This is a genomic window from uncultured Agrobacterium sp. (genome assembly GCA_913777615.1).
Taxonomy (GTDB): domain Bacteria; phylum Pseudomonadota; class Alphaproteobacteria; order Rhizobiales; family Rhizobiaceae; genus Agrobacterium.
Map to the genome: position 1 here is coordinate 161,349 of CAJYTK010000001.1, position 23,842 is coordinate 185,190.

At 59.0% G+C, this 23,842-nt stretch carries 26 protein-coding genes and 1 pseudogene; 14 read left to right on the forward strand and 13 right to left on the reverse strand.

Annotated features, from left to right (window positions below; all coding sequences use genetic code 11):
* Nucleotides 1-7 precede the first annotated feature (7 nt).
* Nucleotides 8-136, forward strand: a complete 129-nt coding sequence (locus QZ862_RS00840; RefSeq protein ID WP_296016552.1) for a helix-turn-helix transcriptional regulator — start codon at nucleotides 8-10, stop codon at nucleotides 134-136.
* Between the two features lie 53 nt (nucleotides 137-189).
* Nucleotides 190-480 (forward strand): annotated as a pseudogene (locus tag QZ862_RS00845) (2TM domain-containing protein).
* Between the two features lie 113 nt (nucleotides 481-593).
* On the opposite strand, the gene QZ862_RS00850 reads toward QZ862_RS00845, so the two are convergent.
* Nucleotides 594-749: a hypothetical protein gene (locus tag QZ862_RS00850; RefSeq protein ID WP_165457088.1), complete on the reverse strand. Its 156-nt coding sequence runs from the start codon at nucleotides 747-749 to the stop codon at nucleotides 594-596.
* Nucleotides 750-999: 250 nt separating this feature from the next.
* Here QZ862_RS00850 and QZ862_RS00855 point away from each other — a divergent pair, with 250 nt between their 5' ends.
* The 3 genes from QZ862_RS00855 to QZ862_RS00865 all read left to right on the forward strand — a co-directional run bounded on the left by QZ862_RS00855 (nucleotide 1,000) and on the right by QZ862_RS00865 (nucleotide 3,342).
* A complete protein-coding gene (locus QZ862_RS00855) occupies nucleotides 1,000-2,283 on the forward strand; it encodes an MFS transporter (RefSeq protein WP_296016549.1) in 1,284 nt (427 codons plus the stop codon).
* Nucleotides 2,280-2,477: a DUF1192 domain-containing protein gene (locus QZ862_RS00860; protein WP_296096850.1), complete on the forward strand. Its 198-nt coding sequence runs from the start codon at nucleotides 2,280-2,282 to the stop codon at nucleotides 2,475-2,477. Before QZ862_RS00855 ends, QZ862_RS00860 begins: the two co-directional genes overlap by 4 nt.
* Before the next feature lie 352 nt (nucleotides 2,478-2,829).
* Nucleotides 2,830-3,342 (forward strand): DUF1465 family protein, encoded by a 513-nt coding sequence (locus QZ862_RS00865; RefSeq protein WP_296016545.1) that lies wholly within the window; start codon nucleotides 2,830-2,832, stop codon nucleotides 3,340-3,342.
* Between the two features lie 2,124 nt (nucleotides 3,343-5,466).
* On the opposite strand, the gene rpmE is transcribed toward QZ862_RS00865, so the two are convergent.
* Nucleotides 5,467-5,688: a 50S ribosomal protein L31 gene (gene rpmE / locus QZ862_RS00870; protein ID WP_093004267.1), complete on the reverse strand. Its 222-nt coding sequence runs from the start codon at nucleotides 5,686-5,688 to the stop codon at nucleotides 5,467-5,469.
* Nucleotides 5,689-5,925: 237 nt separating this feature from the next.
* Here rpmE and QZ862_RS00875 point away from each other — a divergent pair, with 237 nt between their 5' ends.
* On the forward strand, nucleotides 5,926-7,734 hold the full coding sequence (locus QZ862_RS00875; protein ID WP_296096852.1) for an ABC transporter transmembrane domain-containing protein: 1,809 nt from the start codon (nucleotides 5,926-5,928) through the stop codon (nucleotides 7,732-7,734).
* A gap of 33 nt (nucleotides 7,735-7,767) precedes the next feature.
* On the opposite strand, the gene QZ862_RS00880 is transcribed toward QZ862_RS00875, so the two are convergent.
* From QZ862_RS00880 to QZ862_RS00900, 5 genes are all read right to left on the reverse strand, one after another.
* Nucleotides 7,768-8,799, reverse strand: coding sequence for a peptidoglycan -binding protein (locus tag QZ862_RS00880; protein WP_296038398.1), 1,032 nt, complete (start codon nucleotides 8,797-8,799; stop codon nucleotides 7,768-7,770).
* 2 nt (nucleotides 8,800-8,801) lie between these two features.
* Entirely contained in the window at nucleotides 8,802-9,827 is a 1,026-nt protein-coding gene (locus QZ862_RS00885; RefSeq protein ID WP_296016528.1) for a flagellar motor protein MotA, read from the reverse strand.
* Nucleotides 9,828-10,198: 371 nt separating this feature from the next.
* Nucleotides 10,199-10,999, reverse strand: a complete 801-nt coding sequence (locus tag QZ862_RS00890; RefSeq protein WP_296016524.1) for an inositol monophosphatase family protein — start codon at nucleotides 10,997-10,999, stop codon at nucleotides 10,199-10,201.
* A 209-nt stretch (nucleotides 11,000-11,208) separates the two neighbouring features.
* Nucleotides 11,209-12,498, reverse strand: coding sequence for a tetratricopeptide repeat protein (locus QZ862_RS00895; protein ID WP_296096854.1), 1,290 nt, complete (start codon nucleotides 12,496-12,498; stop codon nucleotides 11,209-11,211).
* An 8-nt stretch (nucleotides 12,499-12,506) separates the two neighbouring features.
* Nucleotides 12,507-13,160, reverse strand: a complete 654-nt coding sequence (locus QZ862_RS00900; RefSeq protein ID WP_296016517.1) for a thiamine phosphate synthase — start codon at nucleotides 13,158-13,160, stop codon at nucleotides 12,507-12,509.
* Nucleotides 13,161-13,342: 182 nt separating this feature from the next.
* Here QZ862_RS00900 and QZ862_RS00905 point away from each other — a divergent pair, with 182 nt between their 5' ends.
* Nucleotides 13,343-14,107: a sulfite exporter TauE/SafE family protein gene (locus QZ862_RS00905; RefSeq protein WP_296016515.1), complete on the forward strand. Its 765-nt coding sequence runs from the start codon at nucleotides 13,343-13,345 to the stop codon at nucleotides 14,105-14,107.
* Between the two features lie 143 nt (nucleotides 14,108-14,250).
* On the opposite strand, the gene QZ862_RS00910 is transcribed toward QZ862_RS00905, so the two are convergent.
* Nucleotides 14,251-14,427 (reverse strand): DUF465 domain-containing protein, encoded by a 177-nt coding sequence (locus tag QZ862_RS00910; protein ID WP_296016512.1) that lies wholly within the window; start codon nucleotides 14,425-14,427, stop codon nucleotides 14,251-14,253.
* Nucleotides 14,428-14,663: 236 nt separating this feature from the next.
* Here QZ862_RS00910 and QZ862_RS00915 point away from each other — a divergent pair, with 236 nt between their 5' ends.
* The 5 genes from QZ862_RS00915 to QZ862_RS00935 all read left to right on the forward strand — a co-directional run bounded on the left by QZ862_RS00915 (nucleotide 14,664) and on the right by QZ862_RS00935 (nucleotide 17,451).
* A complete protein-coding gene (locus tag QZ862_RS00915; protein WP_296016511.1) occupies nucleotides 14,664-14,867 on the forward strand; it encodes a DUF465 domain-containing protein in 204 nt (67 codons plus the stop codon).
* A gap of 41 nt (nucleotides 14,868-14,908) precedes the next feature.
* Entirely contained in the window at nucleotides 14,909-15,409 is a 501-nt protein-coding gene (gene purE / locus QZ862_RS00920) for a 5-(carboxyamino)imidazole ribonucleotide mutase (protein ID WP_062439755.1), read from the forward strand.
* Entirely contained in the window at nucleotides 15,406-16,485 is a 1,080-nt protein-coding gene (locus QZ862_RS00925; protein WP_296096857.1) for a 5-(carboxyamino)imidazole ribonucleotide synthase, read from the forward strand. Before purE ends, QZ862_RS00925 begins: the two co-directional genes overlap by 4 nt.
* 134 nt (nucleotides 16,486-16,619) lie before the next feature.
* Nucleotides 16,620-16,745: a type B 50S ribosomal protein L36 gene (ykgO, locus tag QZ862_RS00930; protein ID WP_003497670.1), complete on the forward strand. Its 126-nt coding sequence runs from the start codon at nucleotides 16,620-16,622 to the stop codon at nucleotides 16,743-16,745.
* A gap of 100 nt (nucleotides 16,746-16,845) precedes the next feature.
* Nucleotides 16,846-17,451, forward strand: a complete 606-nt coding sequence (locus tag QZ862_RS00935) for a hypothetical protein (RefSeq protein WP_296096859.1) — start codon at nucleotides 16,846-16,848, stop codon at nucleotides 17,449-17,451.
* A gap of 353 nt (nucleotides 17,452-17,804) precedes the next feature.
* Here the strand turns inward: QZ862_RS00935 and QZ862_RS00940 are convergent, their stop codons facing one another.
* The 3 genes from QZ862_RS00940 to QZ862_RS00950 all read right to left on the reverse strand — a co-directional run bounded on the left by QZ862_RS00940 (nucleotide 17,805) and on the right by QZ862_RS00950 (nucleotide 19,319).
* Entirely contained in the window at nucleotides 17,805-18,059 is a 255-nt protein-coding gene (locus QZ862_RS00940) for a DUF2312 domain-containing protein (RefSeq protein ID WP_296016498.1), read from the reverse strand.
* A gap of 151 nt (nucleotides 18,060-18,210) precedes the next feature.
* Complete coding sequence (locus tag QZ862_RS00945; protein WP_296077868.1) at nucleotides 18,211-18,516, reverse strand: DUF1244 domain-containing protein; 306 nt, start codon at nucleotides 18,514-18,516, stop codon at nucleotides 18,211-18,213.
* A gap of 14 nt (nucleotides 18,517-18,530) precedes the next feature.
* Nucleotides 18,531-19,319, reverse strand: coding sequence for an N-formylglutamate amidohydrolase (locus tag QZ862_RS00950; RefSeq protein WP_296096862.1), 789 nt, complete (start codon nucleotides 19,317-19,319; stop codon nucleotides 18,531-18,533).
* Between the two features lie 206 nt (nucleotides 19,320-19,525).
* Between QZ862_RS00950 and QZ862_RS00955 the strand changes: the two genes are divergently transcribed.
* On the forward strand, nucleotides 19,526-20,008 hold the full coding sequence (locus tag QZ862_RS00955; RefSeq protein WP_296016490.1) for a DUF1036 domain-containing protein: 483 nt from the start codon (nucleotides 19,526-19,528) through the stop codon (nucleotides 20,006-20,008).
* Nucleotides 20,008-21,447, forward strand: coding sequence for a pyruvate kinase (gene pyk, locus QZ862_RS00960; RefSeq protein WP_296096865.1), 1,440 nt, complete (start codon nucleotides 20,008-20,010; stop codon nucleotides 21,445-21,447). The genes QZ862_RS00955 and pyk overlap by 1 nt, the downstream gene beginning before the upstream one ends.
* 391 nt (nucleotides 21,448-21,838) lie before the next feature.
* Here the strand turns inward: pyk and QZ862_RS00965 are convergent, their stop codons facing one another.
* Both QZ862_RS00965 and QZ862_RS00970 read right to left on the reverse strand, forming a co-directional pair.
* Nucleotides 21,839-23,635, reverse strand: coding sequence for a hypothetical protein (locus QZ862_RS00965; protein WP_296096866.1), 1,797 nt, complete (start codon nucleotides 23,633-23,635; stop codon nucleotides 21,839-21,841).
* A gap of 18 nt (nucleotides 23,636-23,653) precedes the next feature.
* A complete protein-coding gene (locus QZ862_RS00970; RefSeq protein ID WP_296096869.1) occupies nucleotides 23,654-23,806 on the reverse strand; it encodes a hypothetical protein in 153 nt (50 codons plus the stop codon).
* Nucleotides 23,807-23,842 lie beyond the last annotated feature (36 nt).

Consider the following 23,842-nt stretch of genomic DNA (forward strand, 5'->3'; position numbering starts at 1 on the left):
GAGAATGATGCTGGTACAGAAACTCAGGCTGCAGCGCGGCTGGTCGCAAGAGCAATTGGCAACCGTCAGTGGGCTCAGCGTGCGTACCATCCAGCGCATCGAACGCGGCCAATCGGCGAGCCTCGAAACGCTCTAACATCCGTCTTCAAGATCGACGTGTCGCAACTGACCGTGGAAAAGGAAACGGACATGCAAAGCATTGCTGTCAACGCAAGAGAAGCCGAGGAAGCCATCGCATTCGAACGCGTGCGAAAGATCAAGAAATTCTATCTGCACGTCGCACAATATGTCGTGGTCATCGCCATGCTGGTCGTGATCAATCTCGTCACCAGCCCTCATTAGTTCCGGGCCATCTGGCCAGCACTCGGCTGGGGCGTTGCCCTGGCTCTGAACGGGCTGACCACCTTCGATCTCGTACCTTTCCTCAATGCCACATGGGAAAGGAAGAAGGTCGAGGAACATCTCGGCCGCAAGCTCTGATCCGCCTCACAGCCTGTTCAAAAAGTTGCCGTTGGCGCCTTAGCTAATCGCGTTGACTGGATGGACTGCCACGCCCCTCCCAGCTGGAAGGGGTGCGCGCAGCCGGCATGATTTTATGGCCGCAAAAGCAGCACCAGCGTCCACAGCACAAAGGCGACAACGGCGATTTTCCAGAAATCGGCACGTCGTCTAAAACCCGGGAAACCGAGCGGGCGGATAAGCTGGATGCCCATGGCAAGAAGTAGCAAAAGGCCGATCGCCTTCGTCATCGCGCAACCTTTTGGCTCAATCCGGCAAGCACCGCGCCGCCGTTTCTGCCATGTTCTGCGGGAACCGCCGGCAAGCGCTGACAGTTCACTCGCAAATGTCTGTTTAAGGGCTTGCAGCATCCGCAAGCCAAATGTCAAACTCATTTCGACGTCGTCACAGAGCGGACATTTTTATGCTCACCATAACGGCCTCCAAAGCGAATCCACTGGCACGTGATACCCGCAATAGCATCGGCATGAGAGTGACTTTATGAGCAGAAATATTCTTCCCGTATTCGCTCTCCTGACCAGCACCCTCTTCCTTTTTCTCGGAAACGGCCTTCAAGGCCTGCTTTTGCCGGTGCGCGGTTCTGCGGAGGGTTACTCCAACGAGGTTCTCGGTTTTCTCGGCACGTCCTGGGCAACGGGCTTCGTCATCGGCTGCTTCGTGGCACCCGCGATCGTTCGCCGCGCGGGGCACATCCGCGCCTTCGGCAGCTTCGTGGCGCTGATTTGCCTTACCGTGCTGTTAACCGGGCTTTTCATCGATGACGTCGCCTGGGTGGGCCTGCGCGCACTCACCGGCTTTTGTACCGCCGGCACGTCCATGATCATCGAAAGCTGGCTGAACGAGCGCGCCACCAATGAAAGCCGCGGCGCGATCTTCTCGCTCTATATCGCTATCACGCTGTTCGGCGTGGTCGCAGGTCAGTTGGTCATTCCCTTTGGCCATGTCGGCAACACTTCGCTCTTTATGGTCTGCGCCATCATCTATTGCGTTGCCATTCTGCCTGCCATGCTCTCCAAGGCGGAGAGCCCGCAGCCTTTGAAGAAGGTGAAACTCGATCTGCCGGCGCTCTATCGCAATTCGCCCGTCTCCTTCGTCGGCATCCTGCTGATCGGCATCGCCAACGGCGCCTATGGTACACTGTCGGCGGTCTTCGGCGCGCGCGCCGGTCTTGACCCCACCACCATCGCCATCATGGTCAGTTCCACCATATTCATCGGTGCGCTCGCCCAGTTTCCGGCTGGCAAGCTTTCCGACCGTATCGACCGCCGCTTCGTGCTGGCGGGGCTGGCGGCGCTTTGCGCTGTCGCAGGCCTTGCGATCGCCACCGTCCAGCCGTCGCATGTCTATGTGCTGATCGGCATGATTGCGGTCTATGGTGCGGCGGCCAATGCGCTCTACCCAATCGCGGTCGCGCACGCTAATGACTTTGCGTCCTCCGAAGATTTCGTCAAGGTCTCGGGCGGCCTGCTGCTGCTCTACGGCATCGGCACCATTATCGGCCCGACCCTTGGCGGTCCGATCATGACCTATTTCGGACCCTATGCGCTGTTCTTGGTAACGGCGACTTCACATCTGATGATAACCGCCTATTCTATCTTCCGCTCACGCAAGCGCGCGGCACTGACGACCGAGGAGAAGGACAACTTCTCCACTATGCCGACAGCACCTGCACCGCTGTTGACACCCGAAAGTGCCTCGCTTGATCCGAGAGCCCCGCAATATCCTGAAGAGGAAGCAGATTTGCAAAAGGGAGCAGGAATATGAGTATTTTCGATGACGATCTTCCGCAAAAGCAAGGCGCGACCCACATTGTCGGCAGTGATCTGACGCTGCTTTCCGTGGACGAACTGACCGCCCGCATCAACATTCTGACTGGCGAGATCGAACGGCTGGAACAGGAGCGAGAGAAGAAGTCCGCTGGTCGCAAAGCGGCTGAAAGCCTATTTAGCGCCAGATGAAAACCAATGCGGCCGACAAACGTTACGGCGCGCGACAGTTTTTCATTTACCATTAACCAAATATTAAGCTTTCTGAGAGATTACTATACATGTTCAGTTCTGCTGAACCTCAGGCAGTTTCTCCTATCGGCGAATTGGTCTGATTTTTCTCCCTGTTTTACCTTGAGAGCCGCTTTTGCGGCTCTTTTTTTATCTTGTTGGAAAACCTGCAAAACTGTGGGTATTAACCTTTCTTTAATAATCAGCTTGCGCATTTCAGCTATTGGTATCATCCTGAAAATACAAAGGCCGGAACAATTTACCCGCTAACTCCGTTGCCTCACCGTATCATGCGTAAGCAGGGATTAAAGAAATGTCGGAACAGGTTTTGAATACCATCAGCTTCGCCGGCCGCGCCGCAGCCTCGAACCAGTTCAAGACTCTCTATGCCGAGGGCATGGGCTTGGTGGAAGAAACGGCAAGCTACCTCGACGGCTCCGGTCGCGCAGCATCCAAGGTTCTCCCGCGCATGGCTTCGGTTCTTTACGCCGCAGAATCTATGCGCCTCACCACCCGCTTGATGCAGATGGCATCGTGGCTGCTGCTGCAGCGCGCTGTCAACAATGGCGAAATGACCCGCGATCAGGTTCTGAACGAAAAGAACAAGGTGCGCCTCGATAACTTTAACGTCGATCGCAACGCGCCGGGCTGGAACGATCTGCCGGAATCCTTCCGCGATCTGGTCGAGCGTTCGTTGCGCCTCCAGAACCGCGTTGCCCTTCTCGACCGCGAAATTTACCGCCCCACCGAGGCGAAGGTTCCCGACAACGAGAACAGCGTTCAGGCCCAGCTCAACCTGCTTCGCACCGCCTTCAACAGCAACTGATCGCGCAATTCCTATCGCATGATTTTGAAGAAGCAGGCTCCGGCCTGCTTTTTTATTTGGCCGCAGTTTAAAGCTCGCTCGCAGCTACCCACCGTTCTGAGCCGGAGGCCGCGTGCCAACCTCTCATTGGGCGGCTTCGTAAAGTACCGGGTAACATCCTGGATCTGTTGTCTTTTGTTGAATCAAAACGTTCCGGACACGCGCGATGCGATAGCCAACAGGTTGGTGGCCGCCACGTCTGACGAAGCGATCACCCGGCGCATCTTAAGTTTCCGAGATAGGCCAGATTTCGAGCCGAAGCCGCATTAAGGAGTTGTCAACGATAGCGGAGCGTCTTTCGGCAAGCTGACTTCATTGATTAAAATCTTAACTCGAAAATATACTGAAATTTGTGGGGGTGCGGCCTAGCTATCGGTCCAATATTAACTTGGTGTGCCGCAGTGTTAGAAGCATTACTCCCTCCGTCTCCCGCATCTTCTACGAAAAGCTCCACTTCTGGATCGTCAGGCTCTCAGTCCGCCACCGGCACATCCGGGCCGGCGAAGAGCGAAGCTCCGTCATCATCCACCCCCACCAGCCAGAGCTCCTCGGCCCAGCCAACGGCGAGCACCCCTGCTCCCGCCGAACACAATGACACCGATACCGACGATGGCACGTATTCTCCTACGCCGTCTCAGCCAGCAGCAGAGGAACCATCCCCTGCTCAGGGCCAGGCAGGCGATGAGGATGCACCCTCGGCTGTAGAGAACAATAATTCCGGCTCCCAGCCGGCCCCGTCAAATGCTCCTGTTCAAAACAGCGAGGCCGCACCGACCGGCGCACAACAACAGCCAGAGAGCGACAATTCCCAGCCAATGGCGAGCACCCCTGCTCCCGCCGAAGACAATGACACCGATACCGACGACGCCACGTATTCTCCTACGCCGTCTCAGCCAGCCGCAGAGGAACCATCCCCTGCTCAGGGCCAGGCAGGTGATGAGGATGCCCCCTCGGCTGTAGAGAACAATAATTCCAGCTCCCAGCCGGCTCCGTCAGATGCTCCTGTTCAAAACAGCGAGGCCGCACCGACCGGCGCACAACAACAGCCAGAGAGCGACAATTCCCAGCCAGCTGCAACTCAAACGCCAGTCAGCGGCGAAGCGGGTAGCCGCCCCAGTTCTTCGGCGCAGGTTGAGAACAAAGACGCCAGCCCTTCTTCTCAATCTCAGACAGGTAGAGACTTGCCGCCACGCACAAGCTCTCCCGCTACAACGGCACCATCCTCTCAAGTGCCAGCGAGACGACCTGCGACGGCCGCTTTGTCCGATAAAGCTGAGGATGTTTACGGCGTCGACATTATCAAATCGAGATCGTCACAGCGCGCACTTGCCGCTCAGGAGGATGCCGCAGAGACCGCAGCATATAACCGAGCAGTCGAGGTTCAAAGAGACCGCATTATACGAGGGCTTATCGACGCCATGAACCCGTCGACCGGCCAAAGCAACTTGCTATCACACGACAGCAAGGAAGAACCAAAACAGAGTCTGATTGAAGTTTATTACGCGCAAGCTTGAAGTCACCACCGCTCAGAGGATTTGCCTTTCAGGATCACGTTCTGAAAGGCCCCAGTCTCCTCTCCCCTCGACGCATCGCATGACAGTGGACGGAGTGAGCCATCTCTCCGTGTTGCCGGAAGCGCCGGACCAAGATTGGCTTGGAACACTTGTCCCTTCGCTACAGTGATTGGCCGGCACGTGCTTCGATGACTTTGCGAACTCCCTCCGCTGCCGAAAGCCGCCATCACCATCACGACGCCCGCCACCGCAACGAGGGCGGCGGCGATATCAGCAGGGCCACAATAGTCCCAAGTGCTGAAACCGCTCCTTCGGTATAGCTCACGGCTCCCGCGTCGAAATGGTCGTCGCGCAAGGCCAATGAGGGTGCGCAAACGGATCGTGCCGCCGAAAGCAAAACGTCCGGTTTCCGAAGCTCTGCTTGTCCTCCCATCAGACGCACAGTTCTCTATCGTCTTTGATCGACGCACCGTGCTTTATGGAAATCGATTCCAATTTTCAGGCCGATACTGCAGGCAACAAAAAACCCCGGATCGCTCCGAGGTTGTTTTGTAGTCCATAGTCAAACGGATTAGAGGCCGAGGCCGCCGAAACGCTTGTTGAACTTGGAAACGCGACCGCCGCGGTCCATCAGCTGCTGGTTGCCACCAGTCCAGGCCGGATGGGACTTGGGATCGATTTCGAGGTTCATAACTGCGCCCTCGGAACCCCAGGTCGAACGGGTTTCGTATTCGGTACCATCGGTCATGACAACTTTGATCATGTGATAGTCGGGATGGATTTCAGCCTTCATGACAATCTTCCTGCGTAAGTGGGTGCGGACCATTTGCCGCAATTGCGTCAACTGAGCCGATTCAATAAATGAAACCATGAGCCTTTCGGCCATGGCTTCCCAATTTGATGCGGAGCCTATACATGAAGGGCGCCGAGATAACAAGTGCCTGCCGGTCACGGCAAGACACATATCAGGACGCGAAAAAAGCGTTGCCGCCGGGCGTTACCGCCTCTGCGGCATGAAGGAGTGATGGACGTGGCAGACATTGAGGCACAGAAGCCGGCAGGGCGCAGAACCTTGAAACCTCTGGCGAGCCTCTTTCCCTATCTCAAGCGCTACCGCGGACTGGTTGCCGCCGCACTTTGCGCACTCGTTCTGTCTTCCGCCACAACGCTTGCCCTGCCGCTTGCCGTTCGCCGCATTATCGATCACGGCTTTGAAGCCACCGACGGCGCGATGATCAACAACTATTTCGCCATGCTTTTGGCGATCGCCATCGTTCTCGCGCTCGCCAGCGCCATGCGCTATTATTATGTGATGATTATCGGCGAGCGCGTCGTCACCGATCTGCGCCGCGATGTCTTTGCGCACCTCACCTCCTTGTCGCAGGCCTTCTTCGATACGAACCATTCCGGCGAGCTGACCTCGCGCCTGACCGCCGATACCGTGCAGATCCGCTCCGCTTTTGGCTCGTCTGCATCTGTGGCGCTGCGCAACACGCTGCTCTGTCTCGGGGCGGTCGCGATGATGGTCTACACCAGTCCGAAGCTTGCTGGTCTTGCGCTGCTGGCCATCCCCTTCATCGTCTTCCCGCTGATTGCCTTTGGCCGGTCGGTGCGCTTACGCTCCAGAAACACGCAGGATACGCTAGCCGCGTCCTCCGCCTTCGCCTCCGAAACAATTGCGGCAAGCCGCACCATCCAGTCCTTCAACGCCGAGCAACTGGCAAACAGCCGTTACGATGCGGCAGTGGAAAAGGCCTATCAAGGTGCCCGTGCGGCAATCAGCGCCCGCGCCATTCTGACCGCTGTCGCCATCAGTCTCGTCTTCGGCAGCGTCGTTGCGATCCTCTGGTATGGCGCGCAGAGCGTTTTGAGCGGCGCGATCTCCGGCGGCACGCTCAGCCAGTTCGTGCTCTATTCGGTTATCGCCGCAAGCTCGCTCGGTCAGCTTTCCGAAGTCTGGGGTGAGCTGTCGCAGGCAGGTGGTGCCGCCGAGCGCCTGTCCGAATTGCTGGAAGAAAGGTCTCCGGTCGAAGAACCCGCTGCACCCGTGTCGCTTCCCGTTCCGCCAAGGGGCGAGGCAAGCTTCGAGCATGTGGCGTTTCATTATCCGAAAGGCGGCGGCAAGCCCATCATCTCGGATCTCTCCTTCCGGGTCGCCTCCGGGGAAACCGTGGCGATCGTCGGGCCTTCGGGTGCAGGAAAAAGCACTGTCTTTTCGCTTTTGATGCGCTTCTACGATCCTCAATCGGGTCTCATCACCATCGACGGTACCGATATCCGCACTGTCACGCTGAAAGACTTGCGCTCCAGGCTGGCCATCGTCCCGCAGGACGTCGCGATCTTCGCCTCTTCCATCCACGACAATATTGCCTTCGGCAGACCCGATGCGACGCGTGAGCAGGTTCAGGCTGCTGCGAAAGCCGCCCAGGCCGATGGCTTCATTGCAAGATTGCCCGAAAGCTACGATACCGTGGTGGGCGAACGTGGCGTCACACTTTCCGGCGGCCAACGCCAGCGCATCGCCATTGCCCGCGCCATTCTGCGCGACGCGCCGATCCTGCTCCTCGATGAAGCAACCTCGGCACTCGATGCCGAAAGCGAAACACTGGTGCAGAAGGCGCTGGATGAGCTCATCGCCAAGCGCACCACCATCGTCATCGCCCATCGGCTTGCGACCGTGCTGAAGGCCGACCGCATTCTGGTGATGGATGAAGGCCGCATCATCGAGGAAGGCACCCATCAAAGCCTGATCCGCCAGGGCGGTCTTTATGCCAAGCTTGCGCGCCTGCAATTCAACACAGGCGTCAACGACGACATTCCATTGGCGAAGTCCGTCTGAGAGCGCGCAGGCGCGCTCCCTCTTGATCCCCGATCAGCGCTCGGTCAGTTTCAACTCGATACGACGGTTCTGCGAACGCGCGTCCGGTGTGTCGCCTTCCGCCAGCGGCTGATATTCGCCAAAGCCTGCTGCGACCAGACGGTTGGCCGGCACACCCTTGGAAATCAGAAACTTGACCACCGATGTGGCGCGGGCCGACGAAAGCTCCCAGTTGTCGCGGAAGCGTCCGGACCCTGACAACGGCACATTGTCGGTATGACCGTCTACCCGCAGCACCCAGTTGATTTCCGGCGGGATTTCCTTGGCAAGATCGATGAGCGCCGTGGCAAGCTTCGCCATCTCTACCTGCCCTTCCGGATTGAGATCCGTTCCGCCGGATGGGAAGAGAACTTCGGACTGGAAGACGAAGCGGTCGCCGACGATGCGGATGTTCTCGCGGTCGGAGAGGATTTCACGCAGGCGCCCGAAGAAGTCCGAGCGGTAGCGGTTCAATTCCTGCACGCGCTGCGCCAGCGCCACATTGAGGCGGCGGCCTAGATCGGCAATCTTGACCTGAGATGAGGCATCCTTGGCCTCCGACGCCTGCAAGGCGGCTTCCACCGAGGCGATCTGGGCTCTGAGCGCTGCAATCTGCTGGTTCAGCAATTCGATCTGTGACGATGCTCTCGCACCGGCCTCGCGCGCATCCTCCAGCTCATTCGTCAACTGACCGACGCGGGCATTGGCAGCGGAACTGTTTCCGGCACCGGCATCGAGCAGCGCCTGCAGGCGCGAGCGCTCGCTTTCGGATGCGGCCAGTGTCGATTGCAGATTGGCAAGGGTGTCTTCAATATCTTGCTTGCTGCCCTTTTCCAGCGCCAGCAACTCGGTCAGTTCGGCAATCTGACTGTTAAGGCGGGTCAGAACCTCATCCTTGCCGGAAATTTCGCGCGAAAGCACGAACTGCGCCAGCACGAAGACGGTGAGCAGGAACATGATCGCCATCAAAAGCGTCGACAGCGCATCGACGAAACCTGGCCAGTAATCCACGCCTCTGTCGCGGCGGCGGTTGCGCGCAAGCGCCATGATCAATCGCTCCCGTTATCGTGCGGGAGGGAACGTTTGGACGCCGCCTTCTGGTCGGCATCAATGCGTGCGGTCAGACGGTCGAGCGTACGGCGCAGCGCCTTCGATTCCTCCTGCTGCGCTTCGATCCAGTCGCGCAGCATCTGCTGCTCGCCGCGCATATTCTTGACCAGCCCTTGAATGCCTTCGGCAAGATTATGCATGGCGGCAACCGAACGCTCGGTGCCAATCACGCTGCTGGCTGCGGCAGGCTTGCCATCGACGAGAAGATCGGCGCCGGTATCGGTGACGGAAGACAGCCAGTTTTCCAGCTGCGTATAGAACCGGTTCTGCGCACGACCGGCCTGCAGATCGAGAAAACCGAGGATGAGCGAGCCGGAAAGACCGAGCAGCGAGGACGAAAACGCCGTGCCCATACCCGAGAGTGGCGCAGTCAGACCGGATTTCAGCGACGAGAGGATATCGGAGCTGTCGCCGGAACTCGGGTCCAACCCCTGAATAACACCACTAATGGCACCAATCGTGCCGATCAAACCCCAGAAGGTGCCGAGCAGACCGAGAAAGACCAGTAGACCGATCATATAACGCGACGTATCGCGCTGCTCATCCAGGCGCGTGGCGATGGAATCGAGGATCGAGCGCTGAGTGACGGCAGACACGCGCACTTCGCCGCGCTTGCCGATCAACGTGCGCATGGGCGCTAGAAGTTTTGGCGGACGGCCCGCCTTGTCGACGCTTCCGGCAGCCTGGAAATTATTGAACCAGCGCACTTCGGGACGCAGGTTGAAGATCTGCGTGAACACCAGAATGACGCCGATGGCGAGAACGCCGAGAATGAAACCGTTGAGGCCCGGATTGCTCATGAAGGCCGCTTCTGCCTGGCGGAACAAAATGGCAGCGATGAAGGCCACGATGATGAGAAAGATCAGCATCGTCCACAGGAACGGCGTTGGACTGGATAGCTTGTGGTGATAGTCTTTCGTCAGCGGTTTCTCGACGCCGACATCGAGCAGTTCCGTATCCGCCATAAACCCATTCCTCTGATGCTGCCACGACCATTGCCCCAGGACTTGAGGCGTCAGCATGGTTCGGAGCGGAAGCTAGAGTAAAAATACGACGAATTGAAGTGTAAAAGCCTTGAGAGAACAAAGCTTTTTGAGAGGGAGGCTCAGGTGTTGTTCGATCATAAGGTACGAGATCGAACGCATGGGCATCATGGTGGAAGCGGCGAGTGTTAGAGCAAGGTCTCCTCAACCACCCTCATTCCTGTGCTTGTCACAGGAATCTGGCCGTCGCGCGTCGGCGCGACGAGTAAACATTGCTCCAGACCAAAGACTTGGACTGACTGGATTCCTGTGACAAGCACAGGAATTCGGCACAGGGGCAACTCTAAGTCCTATCAGCGACCCGGAACCGGGCGGTTGACCACTTCCAGCAGAGCCTTCTGAATATACTCGTTGCCGGCAACCACACTGCGGCTTTCGAACATGCTGTTGGCCCCGCCCATGTCGGAGACGAAACCGCCAGCCTCACGGATGAGAACGATGCCCGCAGCAATATCCCAAGGCGACAGTTCCGCTTCCCAGAAGCCGTCGAAGCGGCCGGCTGCGACATAAGCGAGATCGAGCGCTGCCGCACCCATGCGGCGCACGCCCGCGGTTTCGCCCATAACGTGGCGAAGCTCGACGAGGAACTTGCCGTGGTTGCCGCGCCCCAGATGCGGAACGCCGCAGCAGACGACGCTGTCGGAAAGCTGCTTTCGGGCTGCCACGCGAATGCGGCGGTCATTGAGGAATGCCCCGCCGCCACGCTCTGCGGTGTAGAGCTCATCCGTTGCCGGGTTGAAGATGACGCCTGCGACGATTTCGCCGCTACGCTCCAGACCGATGGAAACGGCAAATTGCGGAATGCCATGCAGGAAGTTGGTGGTGCCGTCCAGCGGATCGACGATCCAGCGATGCGCGCCATCGGTGCCGATTTCCTCGCCGCCCTCTTCGCCGAGGAAGCCATAGGTGGGACGCGCCTTCATCAGCTCGTCACGAACGATCTTCTCGGCCTTAAGATCGGCCTGCGAAACGAAGTCGCTCGGTCCCTTGACCGATACCTGCAGGTTCTGCACTTCACCGAAGTCACGCGCCAAAGACTTTCCCGCCTTCAGGGCGGCCTGAACCATGACATTGAGAAGGGCTGAACGGGCCATGAAAACATTCCTGGAAGGTGGCTGAACCTGCCGGACAAAAGCGGACAGGCAGGCATATCGGTTTCTATTTTAGGTTTGCGGGTTCAAGACCACAAAACGCGCCGAAATTCAAGGCTAAAGCATGCCGCGTAAAAGTGTGAGGCGGTTTTACGGTAACCACATGCGATGAGACGAAGCATGTCGCGAAACACTGTGCGGCGGTTTTGCCGTCAGTTGGGCCGGAACTTGTTGGCTGCATCGATCGCCTTCTTCTGCTGATCGTCCTCGATGCCGAGATAGAAATCTTCCAGTGCCGGGTCTTTCAGGCCAGCGCGGCGCGACAGCACATACCACTTGGCTGCCTCGACGGGGTCCGGGCGGGTTCCCAGCGCCTGGATGTAGAGATGCGCGACCTTGTTCTGCGCCACCACATTGCCCCGCTGCGCGGCTCCGTTGAGCCAGCGGAAACCTTCCTCCAGATCCCGCTCACCACCCGTACCATTGACCAGCCAGATGCCAAGATCGACCTGCGCGGTATCGAAGCCTGCCTTTGCCGCCCGCGTCAGCCATTCGCGCGCTTTCGCCTTCTTGTCCTTCGGCACTTCGGGTACGTTCAGGTAGATTTGCGAAACGGCATATTGCGCATCCGCCACGCCCTTCTCCGCCGAGGTTTCGTAGAAAGGCAGTGCCGCCATCAGACCCGCTGGCCCTGGCGTCTGCGAAACGAGTATCTGAGCCCAGTTGAAGGCGGCCTCCGGATTTCCGGATTCGGCAGCGCGGCGCATGTAGTCGTCCGCCAGCGTCTTATCGTGCTTGGCGAGCCTGCCTTCCATGAGGATCAGCGCGTATTTGAACATGGCGACCGGATCGCCGTTTTTGGCGGCCTGCTCGTACCAGAAGGCGGCAGTCTTTTCATCGCGGGCGATACCAAGGCCGCGGCTCATCATTTCCGCCACCAGCGTCTGCGCCGCCGCGTCGCCCTCTTGCGCGCGGGTCAGCGCCTTGTCCAGCGCCTGTACATATTCGCCGCGCTGATAATGACCATAGGCCTCATCGACCTTGCCCTTGAATTCCTTTTCCGCCGGCAGTGGCGGAAGCTCCGCACCCATGCGCTGATAAACGGTGACACCTTGGGAGGGCTGCAAATCCTTCTGCTCTCCACCGGTGACGCGCCCTTTGCGCAGCGGGTCGGCATCCTTGTCAGCCGGTCGGGACAATACGTCCGGTGCCTGGCTTGCCGCCGGTCCGAAATCGGTATCTTCGTCACTAGCACCCTCGCCGCCTGCACTCTCACCCCCACCTGCCTGTGGCTGAAGACCAGGCAGAAGATCGGCATTCGGCTGCGGCTGGCCTTGGGGCTGGCCTTGCTGCGGCGCTGGCTGCTGACCGACAGCACGTGTCTGTGGCTTGGGCTGCTGGCTATCGCTTTGCCCCTGCGCAAAGGCAGGCGCCGCGACCAGGGCGGAAGCAAGGGCCAGAAGCGAGGCCGATCGGGAAAGGCGAAGCAAGCGAAGGATCATCGCCCGTATCAACCGCCAAACCGTGGCGCTTTTTCGTCAAGCAATGCATTGGCTTCTGCAACGGCCTGCGCCGCACCACCCGCATGGCCGAAGACGGCCTGACGCAGGGCCACGAATTCAACGCCGCTTTCGGCCACCGCAACCACCGAAGCCACATCCGAACCGCCCATGACGATAGCCGGAATTTCAATCATCGACGCCCACCATTCGCCAAGTGCGACGTTTTTCGGGTGCGGCTCGGGCTTGATATCGCCTTCCAGCTTGCCGAAGAAGATGTAATCCGGGTTCGCTTCGCCCTGCTCCAGCGCCTTGTGCCGATCATCGGCATTGCCGCCGCCGACGATCAGCTTTGGCGTGAATTTTTCAACAGCTTCGGCAAGTGGCTCCAGGCCGCCCACCACATGCAGACCGTCGGCCTTCACCCGGCCAGCCACGCGGCTGTCACCGGCTACCAATGCTGCCGCCCCTGCCGCCTGCACGATTGGCACCAGCACTTCCGCACGCTTCTGGAAGCTGTCGTCATCGAGCGCGTATTGGGGAATGATGACGGAGGCGACATCGCCGCCCCTGAGGGCATCCTCCAGCGCCTTGGCTTGCAGGCCAGCGTCTTCGCCTTGCGGTACGATCAGAACCAGGCGGCAGCGATCTTCAGGAGAACCCATGATTTTTCCATTTCCCGCAGAAAGAACGCTTCATCGCCAATCTGCACTCGTTTTCACATCCCTTTTCCGATAAACCGGACTGCACGAAGGATCAACAGTCGATCGCCGGACTCTTTGCGGTCTTTCCGCTCCTGCCCGCCTGGAAATTCGCCTCCCATCGCCTCGCTCATCAAGTCTCAGCCATGTCTCTCGATCTCCATTTCTTCCTTGTTGCCATACCCGCCGTCATTCTTGTCGGCCTGTCGAAAGGAGGGCTTGGCGGTGCCTTGGCTCTCATGGGCGTACCGCTGATGGCGCTTGCCGTGCCGCCGGTGCAGGCGGCAGCCATCTTCCTGCCCATCCTGATCGTCATGGATCTGGTGGCTCTCTGGGCATGGCGCCACCATAACCACCGCGAAACGTTGCTTTTGATGCTGCCGGGCGCCCTTGCGGGCATCGCGCTCGGCTGGGCCACCTCGACGCTGATTTCGCCCAATGCCATGCGGCTCGTGGTAGCCGCCGTCACCATCATCTTCGTGTTGCGCTATTTCTATGAATCGTACCGCATGCGCGGCGGACATGAGATTGCACCGAAGCCGCAACGACCGGCAGCGGCAACGCTCTGGTCCAGCCTTTCCGGCTATGCCAGCTTCGTGGCGCATGCGGGCGGCCCACCCTTCCAGATCTATGTGCTGCCGCTGAAACTGGACCCCAAGACCTATACCGGCATGAGCGTGCGTTTCTTCGCCATCATGAACGCGGTCAAACTCATCCCCTATTTTGCACTTGGCGCGCTGGATTCCACCAACCTCACCACCTCCGCGACGCTTCTGCCGGTAGCGATGATTGCCACATTTGCCGGTGCCAAAGTGGTCAAATATATGAAGCCTGCCGTCTTCTACCCGCTGATGTACGGCATGGCCTTCATCGCTGCCCTGAAGCTCTTGTGGGATGGCCTGGCTGCCTGATGGTGCAGCGACTGGAAAAAGCACCTTTTTCTTTAAGACGCCGCCAGCAAAAAGGCCCTGATCGCGCTATGCAACCAGGGCCTCGAACTTTTGCCGCTTCTCAGGCGCCGCCAGCGCCCTGCGGCCTCAATAATCATTGATAATCAATGTTTCGTGGTCGCTTTCAGCCTCTGCAACTCGTCTTTCAGGCGCAGCTTTCTGCGTTTAATGTCTGCAATCTCCCGGTCGTCGGAAGATGGGGAAGCAAGAATACTTTCGAGCTCCTCCTCCAGAGCACCGTGTTTCTTTTCGAGCGATGCAATATGAGCCTGAATGGTCATGCGGCACGTCCTTCCTAGTTGAACCTACCTCCAGCTCTCCAATCGCTGGAGTTTCAGGTTTACGACACCAATGTGACATGGAAAGCGAGGTTTGTCGAAGGCGAAATCGAGGCAATAGTGCGGCAAAAATGCTGGCAAGGAAAACTTCCCGTTACTGCCATTTGATGGTACAGGCACGAGGACGAATAACAAACATGCCGGATGGCGGTCCGGTTCATTACAATGGGGACGACGAGATGCCCGACCAGGAACAGGCGGACGTCCGGCTTACGCTGGCAAGGCTGAGGCAGGAGCACGAGGATTACGACGCGGCCATCAACGCGATGATCCAGACCAGTTGCGAAGCGCTCAGAATTCAAAGAATGAAAAAGAAGAAGCTGGCGATCAAAGACAAGATGACCCAGATCGAAGATCAGATCATCCCGGATATCATCGCCTGACAAACCCTGACGCCCAAAGTCTCTGGACAAGGAGAGGCCGCTTGACCACCGAAACTCCGCCCGTCGCCATCATCATGGGAAGCCAGTCGGACTGGGAAACCATGAAGAACGCCGCCGATACGCTGGACGCGCTCGACATCGAATATGAGGCGCGCATCGTTTCCGCCCACCGCACGCCGGAACGGATGTTCGATTTCGCAACGAATGCGAAAGACGAAGGCTTCAAGGTCATCATCGCCGGTGCAGGCGGTGCCGCCCACCTGCCAGGCATGACGGCGGCGCTCACGCCTCTTCCGGTCTTTGGCGTGCCCGTTCAGTCGAAAACCATGTCCGGTCAGGACAGCCTCTATTCGATCGTGCAGATGCCGGCAGGTATTCCGGTCGGCACACTTGCCATCGGCAAGGCAGGCGCCATCAACGCAGCCCTTCTCGCTGCCGCCGTGCTGGCGCTTTCGGATGAAGATTTGGCCGACCGGCTGGACAATTACCGCGCCCGCCAGACTGCGATCGTTGCTGAATACCCCATGGACGCGCCGCAATGAAATCCTCCACCATCGGTATCATCGGCGGCGGCCAGCTTGGCCGCATGCTGGCCATGGCAGCCGCCCGTCTCAACTTCCGCACCGTCGTCCTGGAGCCACAGGCCGATTGCCCGGCGGCCCAGGTCTGTAATCGCCAGATCGTCGCGGCTTACGATGACGAGAAGGCTTTGGCCGAACTCGCAAGCCTCTGCGATGTCGTGACCTACGAATTTGAGAACGTGCCCGTCGTTGCCGCGGAAACGCTTGCCGCCTCCGTGCCGGTTTATCCACCGGCTGAGGCGCTGAGCGCCTCGCAGGATCGCCTGACGGAAAAGCGCTTCCTCAATGGTTGCGGCATTCCGACAGCAGATTTCCGCGCCGTCGACGATCAGGCGGGCCTGGAAGCGGCACTTGCGGAGTTTGGCGGCAAGGGCGTGCTGAAGACCCGGCGCATGGGCTATGACGGCAAGGGCCAGCGCGTCTTCAAGGGCGGCGAAGACCTGACCGGTGCCTTCGATGCGCTTGGCAAGGTGCCGCTGATTCTGGAAAGCTTCGTTGCTTTCGAGCGTGAGATTTCAATCATCGCTGCGCGTTTTCAGGATGGCACCGTCACCTGTTACGATCCGGCCGAAAACGTTCACCTGAACGGCATTCTCCACACCTCGACGATCCCCGCCGATCTCTCTGACGCGGCTAGAGCGGTCGCGGTGGAATCGGCGCAGAAGCTACTTGCTGCGCTCAACTATATCGGCGTCGTCGGTATCGAGTTCTTCGTGCTGGCGGATGGTTCGCTGGTTGCCAATGAGATGGCGCCGCGTGTCCACAATACCGGCCACTGGACGGAAGCGGCTTGTGTGGTTTCGCAGTTCGAGCAGCATATCCGCGCAGTCTCAGGGCTCGCGCCCGGCAGCACTCAGCGTCATTCCGATTGTGTGATGACCAATCTGATTGGCGACGACATCGACAGCGTTCCGGAATGGCTCGCCCAAAAAGATTGCCTCGTGCATCTTTACGGCAAGACGGAAGCCCGTCCGGGCCGCAAGATGGGCCACGTGACGCAACTCACCAACGCTGGAAAGCCGGGGTTTTCCCGGTAAAAGCTTGCGTAGCGTGTTGACAGGCCGGTGCCGACAGGGTATCTGCCTGCCAACCGAAAAAGGCGCGCCCCGTTGCGCGCTTTTGATTGTTTAGATTATGCGTGCGAAAGCCCGCCAAACTGCGGACCAGAAAAATGAAGATCAAGAACTCGCTCAAAGCGCTTAAGGCTCGTCACCGCGACAACCGTCTGGTTCGCCGCAAGGGCCGCGTCTACATCATCAACAAGCAGAACCCACGCTTCAAGGCTCGTCAGGGCTGATTGCGTTGCTGGAGTGCTCCGTTTGAGAAAGCGGATCACTTTGTTGATAGAAGACAGAATTCGATTTCCTAATTGGCGCATACGGATTATCGTGATCCGCATGCGCCAATTTCGTTTTTGTGCCCTTCTCCTCGCCTCGCTCAGCCAGCTTGCCCCGGCCACGGCCCTTACCGCCCATGCCGCGGAGCCCGTAGCGGCAACGCCTCAAACGGAGCAGCCTGCTCCGAAGGATCCCGTCGGCGATCTCTTCGACAGCCTGAAGAAGGAACGCGACGCCAAAAAGGCTCGCGTCATCGCCACCGAGATTGTCGGCGAGTGGAGCGATTCCGGCAGCCCCACCATCAACCTGTTGATGAAATGGGCAGAGGAAGCCAGCGACGAAAAGCGCAGCGCTGCGGCTTACGACTTCCTGGATCAGGCCATCTTCCTCGACCCCGACTTCGCCGGCGCCTGGTACCGCCGCGCCATGGTCCATCTGGCAGACGGCGACACCCGCAAGGCCATGGCGGACCTCAACAGCACGCTGGAAAAAGAACCCCGATTCTTCCCTGCGCTTTCGGGCCTCGCCAATATTCTCGAAAGCTCCGAGCGCAATGAGACGGCAATGAAAGTCTGGGAGCGCTATCTGGCACTTTATCCTGCGGATAAGGACGCGCAGAAGGAAATGAGCGAGCTTTCGGAGAAGCTGGCGGGTACGCGGAGTTAACCGGCTTGGTGCTTCTGCTGCACTGTGTCAGGTGTCGTTAAGGCCCGCTTGGCAATCCGCGCATTCACCGCCGATTTGCGGCAACTGCCCAGAGACCATACCTTAGCCGCATCATACCAACATCGACCCCATTCGCGACGTCATCCTCGGGCTTGACCCGAGGACGCATAGCCTGCCAGCAGATCGAAAATAGATGGATGCTCGGGTCAGGCTCGAGCATGACGGAGGGCGGTGTTAGCACGCGCACTACGATCCGACTGTAAGGATCGACTCTCTCGCCTCAACCAACGCCACAAAGCAAAATCGCCGCAGAAGCGGCGATTTAACAGATCAACCATGGCTGAGCCCGAGGCTCACTCCATGCCGAGTGCTGCCATATAGGTCTGAAGAATGGTCTCTTCCTCGATACGCTCATTGGCGTCCTTCTTGCGAAGGCGAATGATGGTGCGGATCGCCTTGGTGTCGTAACCACGGCCCTTGGCCTCGCCCATGACATCCTTGATATCGCCCTGGATTGCCGCTTTCTCTTCCTCAAGGCGCTCGACACGCTCGATGAATTGACGCAGTTCGGCGGCGGCGACGGTTTCGGTTGTGGGTGTATCGTCCATTCGATGATCCTTCAATATCTCGGCTCGTTCGAGAGCCCGTTCGGTGTGCGGCGGCATGTCCGCCTGCTGCCCGTGAAAGGCAGCCAAATTTCCCGGCTGGTGAACTGCCCGTGGAAAGGCCTCACGTCAAGCTGATTCCGGTGCGTGCCCGCTATTCCTTCGGGCGGTTTTCCTCGAAGGCGGCTTTCTGGCCGTCACTTGCTTCGCGCTGATGCAAACGCTTCCAGTCCTCATAAGGCATGCCGTAGATGATCTGACGGGCCTCGTCCTTGCTGAGATCGGTGCCTGCATCCTTTGCTGCATCCGCATACCAGTTGGACAGGCAGTTGCGGCAGAAACCAGCAAGATTCATCAGGTCAATATTCTGCACCTCGGGCCGCTCTCGCAGGTGGTTCACCAGCCGGCGAAAGGCGGCTGCCTCGAACTCGGTTCTCTGCTTGTCTTCAAGCTCGCTCATATCGATGTCGCCTTTCAATAAGGGCCAGTCCGCGAGGCGAACTGCTGATATTCGTGCAGGGTGGGATCGTCATTCATTGCGGCGAAAATGGGAGCAAGGCGCTCAGCCCAGGCAGCAATCCCCGCCCCTTCGCCAATCAGATCCTGGCGCACTTCTAGAAGCGCGTGTGGGATGCCCTTCAACATGCAGTGGCGATACATGGTGTCGCCCTTCAGAGCGCCATCGTAAGGCTCGTTGTCGCCCACCAGAATGTCGCCACTCGATCTCAGATGATCAATCAGCGGATGAACGGCACGATGGTCCGTGTCCCACAGAACAGCCGCGTGCCAGGGACGCGGAACGGATTTCCAGAACGGCGTGTAGGAGTGCAGCGAAAACACCAGCGGCGCCTTGCCGGACATTTCCGCTGTCTTTGTCAGCACACGGTCCACGGCATTGTGATAGGGACGATGATAAGAGTTGAGCCGCTTCTGCCACTCCTCGTCGGTGATCGGATGATTACCCGGCACGATCGCGCCATCGGAAATCTTCATGATCAGCGTGGGATCGTCTTCCCCGCGATTGGGATCGATCAGCAGGCGGGAAAACCGGCCCATCACGGCAGGCACGCCAAGGCTTCCCGCCAGCATTCGCGTCAAACCTTCCACACCTATGTCATAAGCAATATGGCGCTCGAAGGCGGATTGCGGTAGACCGAGATTGCCGTAAGCTTCTGGAAGAAGGTTCATGGCGTGGTCTGCTAGCAAAACCATGCCTTTGTCATAATCGCCTTCTATGATTTCGTATGGCTGAAAGTCTGGCATAATTGATTTCTGGATTGAATTTGGGACAGCGATTGGGAGAGACGTTTGATGGCATGGCTTGACGCCACGCGCAAGTTTGCACGGACAAACGGCCATCGACAGCACCGCACCAGAGACCCGACCTGACAATATAATCGATTAAACTCGCGTTGACATTCTTGGGCCTCCGCGCCTAGAAGTGTTTTCACTATAACCATGGAATCCGGATGGACGCCGTGACATACACATTCTCCGCTCTCCTCAAGAAGCACCGGCGCGCGATCCGCACTCTTACCGCAGCCGCCGTCCTCTCTTCTCCCCTTCTCGCAGCGCAGCCGGCATGGGCGGATTTCCGCGTCTGCAACAGCACGCAAAATCTCGTTGGCGTTGCCATTGGTTACCGCGCAAAGGAAGGCTGGGTCAGCGAAGGCTGGTGGCAGGTGCCTGCTTCCACATGCGCGACCCTGATCGAGGGTGAGCTGCAATCGCGCTATTATTACCTCTACGCTGAAGATGCCGCCCGCGGCGGTCGCTGGACCGGCGACGTCAACATGTGCGTGGCAGAAAACGAATTCAAGATCACCGGTGTCGATGATTGCTATGCCCGCAGCTTCCAGCGCATGGGCTTCAAGGAATACGATACGGGCAGGCAGGGAAGCTGGATGGTCCAGCTTTCGGACACGCCAGGAACACAGGAAAGTCAGAACTGATGAAGCGTAACCGCAAAGTCAAAATCCTTGCAACTCTCGGCCCCGCTTCGGCAGAAGAGGCGATGATCGAGAAGCTTCATCTTGCCGGCGCCGATCTCTTCCGCATCAATATGAGCCATGCGAGCCACGATCTGATGCGCACGCTGATCCAGCGTATTCGCTCTGTCGAAAGCCGCAACGGCCGTCCGATCGGCATTCTGGCGGATTTGCAGGGACCGAAGCTGCGCGTCGGCAAGTTTGCCGATACCAAGGTCGATCTCGTCGCTGGTCAGACCTTCACGCTCGACAACAACGAGGCCCCTGGCGACAAGAACCGCGTCTTCCTGCCGCATCCGGAAATCCTCGAATCCGTCAAGCCCGGCGACCGGCTGCTGATCGATGACGGCAAGCTGCATCTGCGCGCTGAAAAATGCGACGGCAAGAGCATCGTCACTACCGTCGTCTCCGGCACCAAGATTTCCGACCGCAAGGGCATCAGCCTGCCCGACACGCTGCTTGGCGTAGGCGTTCTGACCGACAAGGACCGTTCCGACCTCGCCGCCGTTCTGGCGACCGAGGAAGTCGACTGGGTTGCTCTTTCCTTCGTTCAGCGTCCAGAAGATCTGGCGGAAGTGCGCAAGATTGCCGGCAACCGCGTCGGCCTGATGTCGAAGATCGAAAAGCCGCAGGCCATCGAACGCATCGATGAGATCATCGAACTGTCCGACGCGTTGATGGTGGCCCGCGGCGACCTTGGCGTCGAAATGCCGCTCGAAGCCGTTCCCGGCATCCAGAAGCAGCTGACCCGCGCCTGCCGCCGCGCCGGCAAGCCAGTGGTCGTTGCCACGCAGATGCTGGAATCGATGATTTCCGCCCCGGTTCCGACCCGCGCCGAAGTCTCCGACGTTGCAACCGCCGTTTTCGAAGGCGCAGATGCGATCATGCTGTCTGCCGAATCCGCGTCCGGCGATTACCCGGTCGAAGCCGTCTCCACCATGGCCTCCATCGCCAGCACCGTGGAACAGGATCCGCACTATTCCAACATCATCTACGCGCAGCGCGCCCAGCCGGAAGCAACCGGCGCGGACGCCATTTCGCTTGCTGCCCGCCAGATTGCCGAAACGCTGCGTCTTTCCGCAATCGTCACCTACACCTCGTCCGGCACCACCGGCCTTCGCGCTGCGCGCGAGCGTCCGCAGGTTCCGATCATCGCCCTCTCGCCGATCATCCAGACGGCCCGCCGTCTCTCTGTCGTCTGGGGCCTGCACTGTGTGGTCACGAGCGACGCGAGCGATCTCGACGACATGGTCAACCGCGCATGCCGCATCGTCGTGGCGGAAGGCTTCGGCAAGCCCGGCGACCGCATCATCATCTCGGCCGGTGTTCCGCTCGGCACGCCCGGCGCTACCAACCTGGTTCGCATCGCCTATATCGGGCAGGACGGCCAGAGCGGCGTTTAAGAGCGTATTCCGCGATAAGCGGGACTACGCTTTTGCGATGGAAGCTGTCGTCGAAGATCGCTTCTGTCTTTGAACAGGTATCGGAGAGGTAAGCTCGGCCTACCCTTCTTTCGTTCCAAAGGCCAAGCGTCTCAAGGATCGAGCCTTCCGCTTCTATCTCGGCAAGGCCCGAGAGCCCGCAACGAACAAAAAAGCCAGCGCGTCTCACGACACGCTGGCTTTTTTGATGAATATCCACGCGCTACCCAGCGGGACGACACCCGCCCGAACCGAATTCGCTTCCGGCAAACCCGGTGCATCGGTTTAAAAAATCAGAGCCCACTTCACGCGTTCCCAAGACTGAAAAACGTCCTGGCGACGATCGCGCATGGTAAGACCACGCATCAACGGGTCAATGTTCCTGATAGGCTGCAATCACGATATTGGCCTGCGCTGTGCTCATCGACCTAAGCTGCGTTGCCGAAAAGGCTGAGAGGTGGGTGGAGTCCATGCCGCTGAGCGATGTCGTGCTGAGCCCCTTGAGCGCAGCGTTCTTGATGGACGCGATCTCGTCGGCGGTGAAGCTGTTCAGTTCCGCTGCCGAAAGGGTTGCCAGTTGTTTTGCATTCAGGGCAGCCACCTGCGCTTGGGTGAGCGCCTCGATGCTGCCGGAACTGAGAGCTTCGAATTGCTCGCTCGTCAGAGACGCAATCTGCTTCGTACTCATGGCCGACAGAACTTGTGTCGTCAGATTGGAAATGACGGAGGTGGAAAGACCGGCGACCTGCTGCGGCGACAAAGCCGCAAATTGAGCAGGCGTCAGCGCCTGGAGCTGCTGGGAGGTCAACGCCTTGATCTGCACCGTGGACAGCGCCGAAATCTGGCTGGTCGTCAGCGCAGTCAAAAGCCCGGTGGACAACCCGGCGATGGTCGCCGTCGATAATCCGGGAAGCGCCCTCTTCTGCAAGGCGGCGATTTCCGCTGAGGTGAAGCTGTTGATCTCTTCCGCAGAGAAGGTTGCCATCTGCAACGCGGAAAGCCCGGTAATCTGGCTCTCGTTCAGCGACGCAATGTCGCCGGAGCTGAGTGCCTGAAACTGTGCCGCGGTCAGCGAACCGATTTGCCGTGAGGTCAGGCTCGCCAGAGTATCGTCGTCCAGTCCGGCAATGGTGGCGGTCGAAAGGCTGGCGATCTGCGGTCCCTTCAGGGATGCGAGCTGTTCACCGCTGAGCGCCGAGAGCTGGGCGACGGTGAGGGCCTGCAACTGAGCAGAAGACAACGCTCCGATTTGTCCGGTCGTGAAGGCCGAAAGGAGACCGGTTGACAGTTCCGCAATGGTTGAGGTGCTTAGCGACGCAATCACGTTCTTCTTGATCGAGGCGATCTCGTCTGCGCTGAAGCTGTTGAGTTCGGCGGCAGACAGCGTTGCCGCCTGCCCCGCAGTCAATCCCGCCACCTGTGCGGCGCCAAGGGCTGCGATGCTCGCAGAGCTCAATGCATTGAACTGCGTTGTCGTCAGCGCCGCGACCTGACGGGTGGTCAGTGCTGCAAGCTTTTCCGTTGGCAGTGCGGCGATGACGGCAGTCGATAGACCGGTGATAAGCTTCGGTGTCAGCGCGCCGAACTGCTCCGCAGTCAGCGCGGAAAACTGCGCGCTCGTCAATGCCCCCATCTGTGCGGATGTCAGAGAAGAGATCTGCTGCGTGGTCAATACGGCAATCTTGGCCGTGGAAAGGCCGGCAAGAGCAGCCGTCGAAAGACCGGACATGGAGGCCTTCTTGATCACGGTCAGTTCGTCGTCGCTGAAGCTGTTCAGTTCTGACGAAGATAATGTCGCGAGCTGGGCGCCGGTCAAAGCCGCAACTTGCCTGGTATCCAGCGCCGCGATCTGGGACGAGGAGAGGCCCTCCATCTGGCTCGTGTAGAGCGCGGCGACCTGCTGGGCGGTCAGGCCGGACAGCTGCACCGTGCCAATCGCGCTCAATTGGCCAAGCGTCAGGCCGGTGATCGACTTCGGTGCGATCGCCCCGACCTCGCTCGCAGACAGGCTCGAAATAACGGACGTATTGAGCGCACCGATCTGGACGCTCGTCAGCGCCTTGATCTGGGCCGCACTCAGCTGATCCACATCGGCCGAGGACAGGCCTGCAATGACGGAGGTGGAGAGCGTGGCGATCTGCCGAGGGGCGAGATTGGCAATAATGGTCATGAGCGCGAATACCGTCGATTACTTATCGATCATGCTCATGTCACGGTGGTCGCCTGAACACGCCTGTTCTCCGCCGATGGACGGGAAAAAACGGATGGACACGGCAGCCGCAAGGGCGCCTACAGGCACGACCTCGACCTCGAACACGAGCAGCGAATTTATCTGGGACATGGCTCGTCAGAACCGGCGCATTGAAAAATGCTTCAT

Coding starts and splice junctions, on each gene's coding strand:
- QZ862_RS00855 (WP_296016549.1), top strand. CDS start 1,000: ATGAGCAGAAATATTCTTCCCGTATTCGCTCTCCTGACCAGCACCCTC.
- QZ862_RS00945 (WP_296077868.1), bottom strand. CDS start 18,516: ATGAGCGAGCTTGAAGACAAGCAGAGAACCGAGTTCGAGGCAGCCGCC.
- QZ862_RS00880 (WP_296038398.1), bottom strand. CDS start 8,799: ATGGCGCTTGCGCGCAACCGCCGCCGCGACAGAGGCGTGGATTACTGG.
- QZ862_RS00915 (WP_296016511.1), top strand. CDS start 14,664: ATGCCCGACCAGGAACAGGCGGACGTCCGGCTTACGCTGGCAAGGCTG.
- QZ862_RS00950 (WP_296096862.1), bottom strand. CDS start 19,319: ATGCCAGACTTTCAGCCATACGAAATCATAGAAGGCGATTATGACAAA.
- QZ862_RS00935 (WP_296096859.1), top strand. CDS start 16,846: ATGCGCCAATTTCGTTTTTGTGCCCTTCTCCTCGCCTCGCTCAGCCAG.
- QZ862_RS00905 (WP_296016515.1), top strand. CDS start 13,343: ATGTCTCTCGATCTCCATTTCTTCCTTGTTGCCATACCCGCCGTCATT.
- ykgO (WP_003497670.1), top strand. CDS start 16,620: ATGAAGATCAAGAACTCGCTCAAAGCGCTTAAGGCTCGTCACCGCGAC.
- QZ862_RS00890 (WP_296016524.1), bottom strand. CDS start 10,999: ATGGCCCGTTCAGCCCTTCTCAATGTCATGGTTCAGGCCGCCCTGAAG.
- QZ862_RS00860 (WP_296096850.1), top strand. CDS start 2,280: ATGAGTATTTTCGATGACGATCTTCCGCAAAAGCAAGGCGCGACCCAC.
- QZ862_RS00910 (WP_296016512.1), bottom strand. CDS start 14,427: ATGACCATTCAGGCTCATATTGCATCGCTCGAAAAGAAACACGGTGCT.
- QZ862_RS00925 (WP_296096857.1), top strand. CDS start 15,406: ATGAAATCCTCCACCATCGGTATCATCGGCGGCGGCCAGCTTGGCCGC.
- QZ862_RS00900 (WP_296016517.1), bottom strand. CDS start 13,160: ATGGGTTCTCCTGAAGATCGCTGCCGCCTGGTTCTGATCGTACCGCAA.
- QZ862_RS00865 (WP_296016545.1), top strand. CDS start 2,830: ATGTCGGAACAGGTTTTGAATACCATCAGCTTCGCCGGCCGCGCCGCA.
- QZ862_RS00840 (WP_296016552.1), top strand. CDS start 8: ATGCTGGTACAGAAACTCAGGCTGCAGCGCGGCTGGTCGCAAGAGCAA.
- rpmE (WP_093004267.1), bottom strand. CDS start 5,688: ATGAAGGCTGAAATCCATCCCGACTATCACATGATCAAAGTTGTCATG.
- QZ862_RS00850 (WP_165457088.1), bottom strand. CDS start 749: ATGACGAAGGCGATCGGCCTTTTGCTACTTCTTGCCATGGGCATCCAG.
- QZ862_RS00895 (WP_296096854.1), bottom strand. CDS start 12,498: ATGATCCTTCGCTTGCTTCGCCTTTCCCGATCGGCCTCGCTTCTGGCC.
- QZ862_RS00885 (WP_296016528.1), bottom strand. CDS start 9,827: ATGGCGGATACGGAACTGCTCGATGTCGGCGTCGAGAAACCGCTGACG.
- pyk (WP_296096865.1), top strand. CDS start 20,008: ATGAAGCGTAACCGCAAAGTCAAAATCCTTGCAACTCTCGGCCCCGCT.
- QZ862_RS00955 (WP_296016490.1), top strand. CDS start 19,526: ATGGACGCCGTGACATACACATTCTCCGCTCTCCTCAAGAAGCACCGG.
- QZ862_RS00970 (WP_296096869.1), bottom strand. CDS start 23,806: ATGTCCCAGATAAATTCGCTGCTCGTGTTCGAGGTCGAGGTCGTGCCT.
- QZ862_RS00965 (WP_296096866.1), bottom strand. CDS start 23,635: ATGACCATTATTGCCAATCTCGCCCCTCGGCAGATCGCCACGCTCTCC.
- QZ862_RS00940 (WP_296016498.1), bottom strand. CDS start 18,059: ATGGACGATACACCCACAACCGAAACCGTCGCCGCCGCCGAACTGCGT.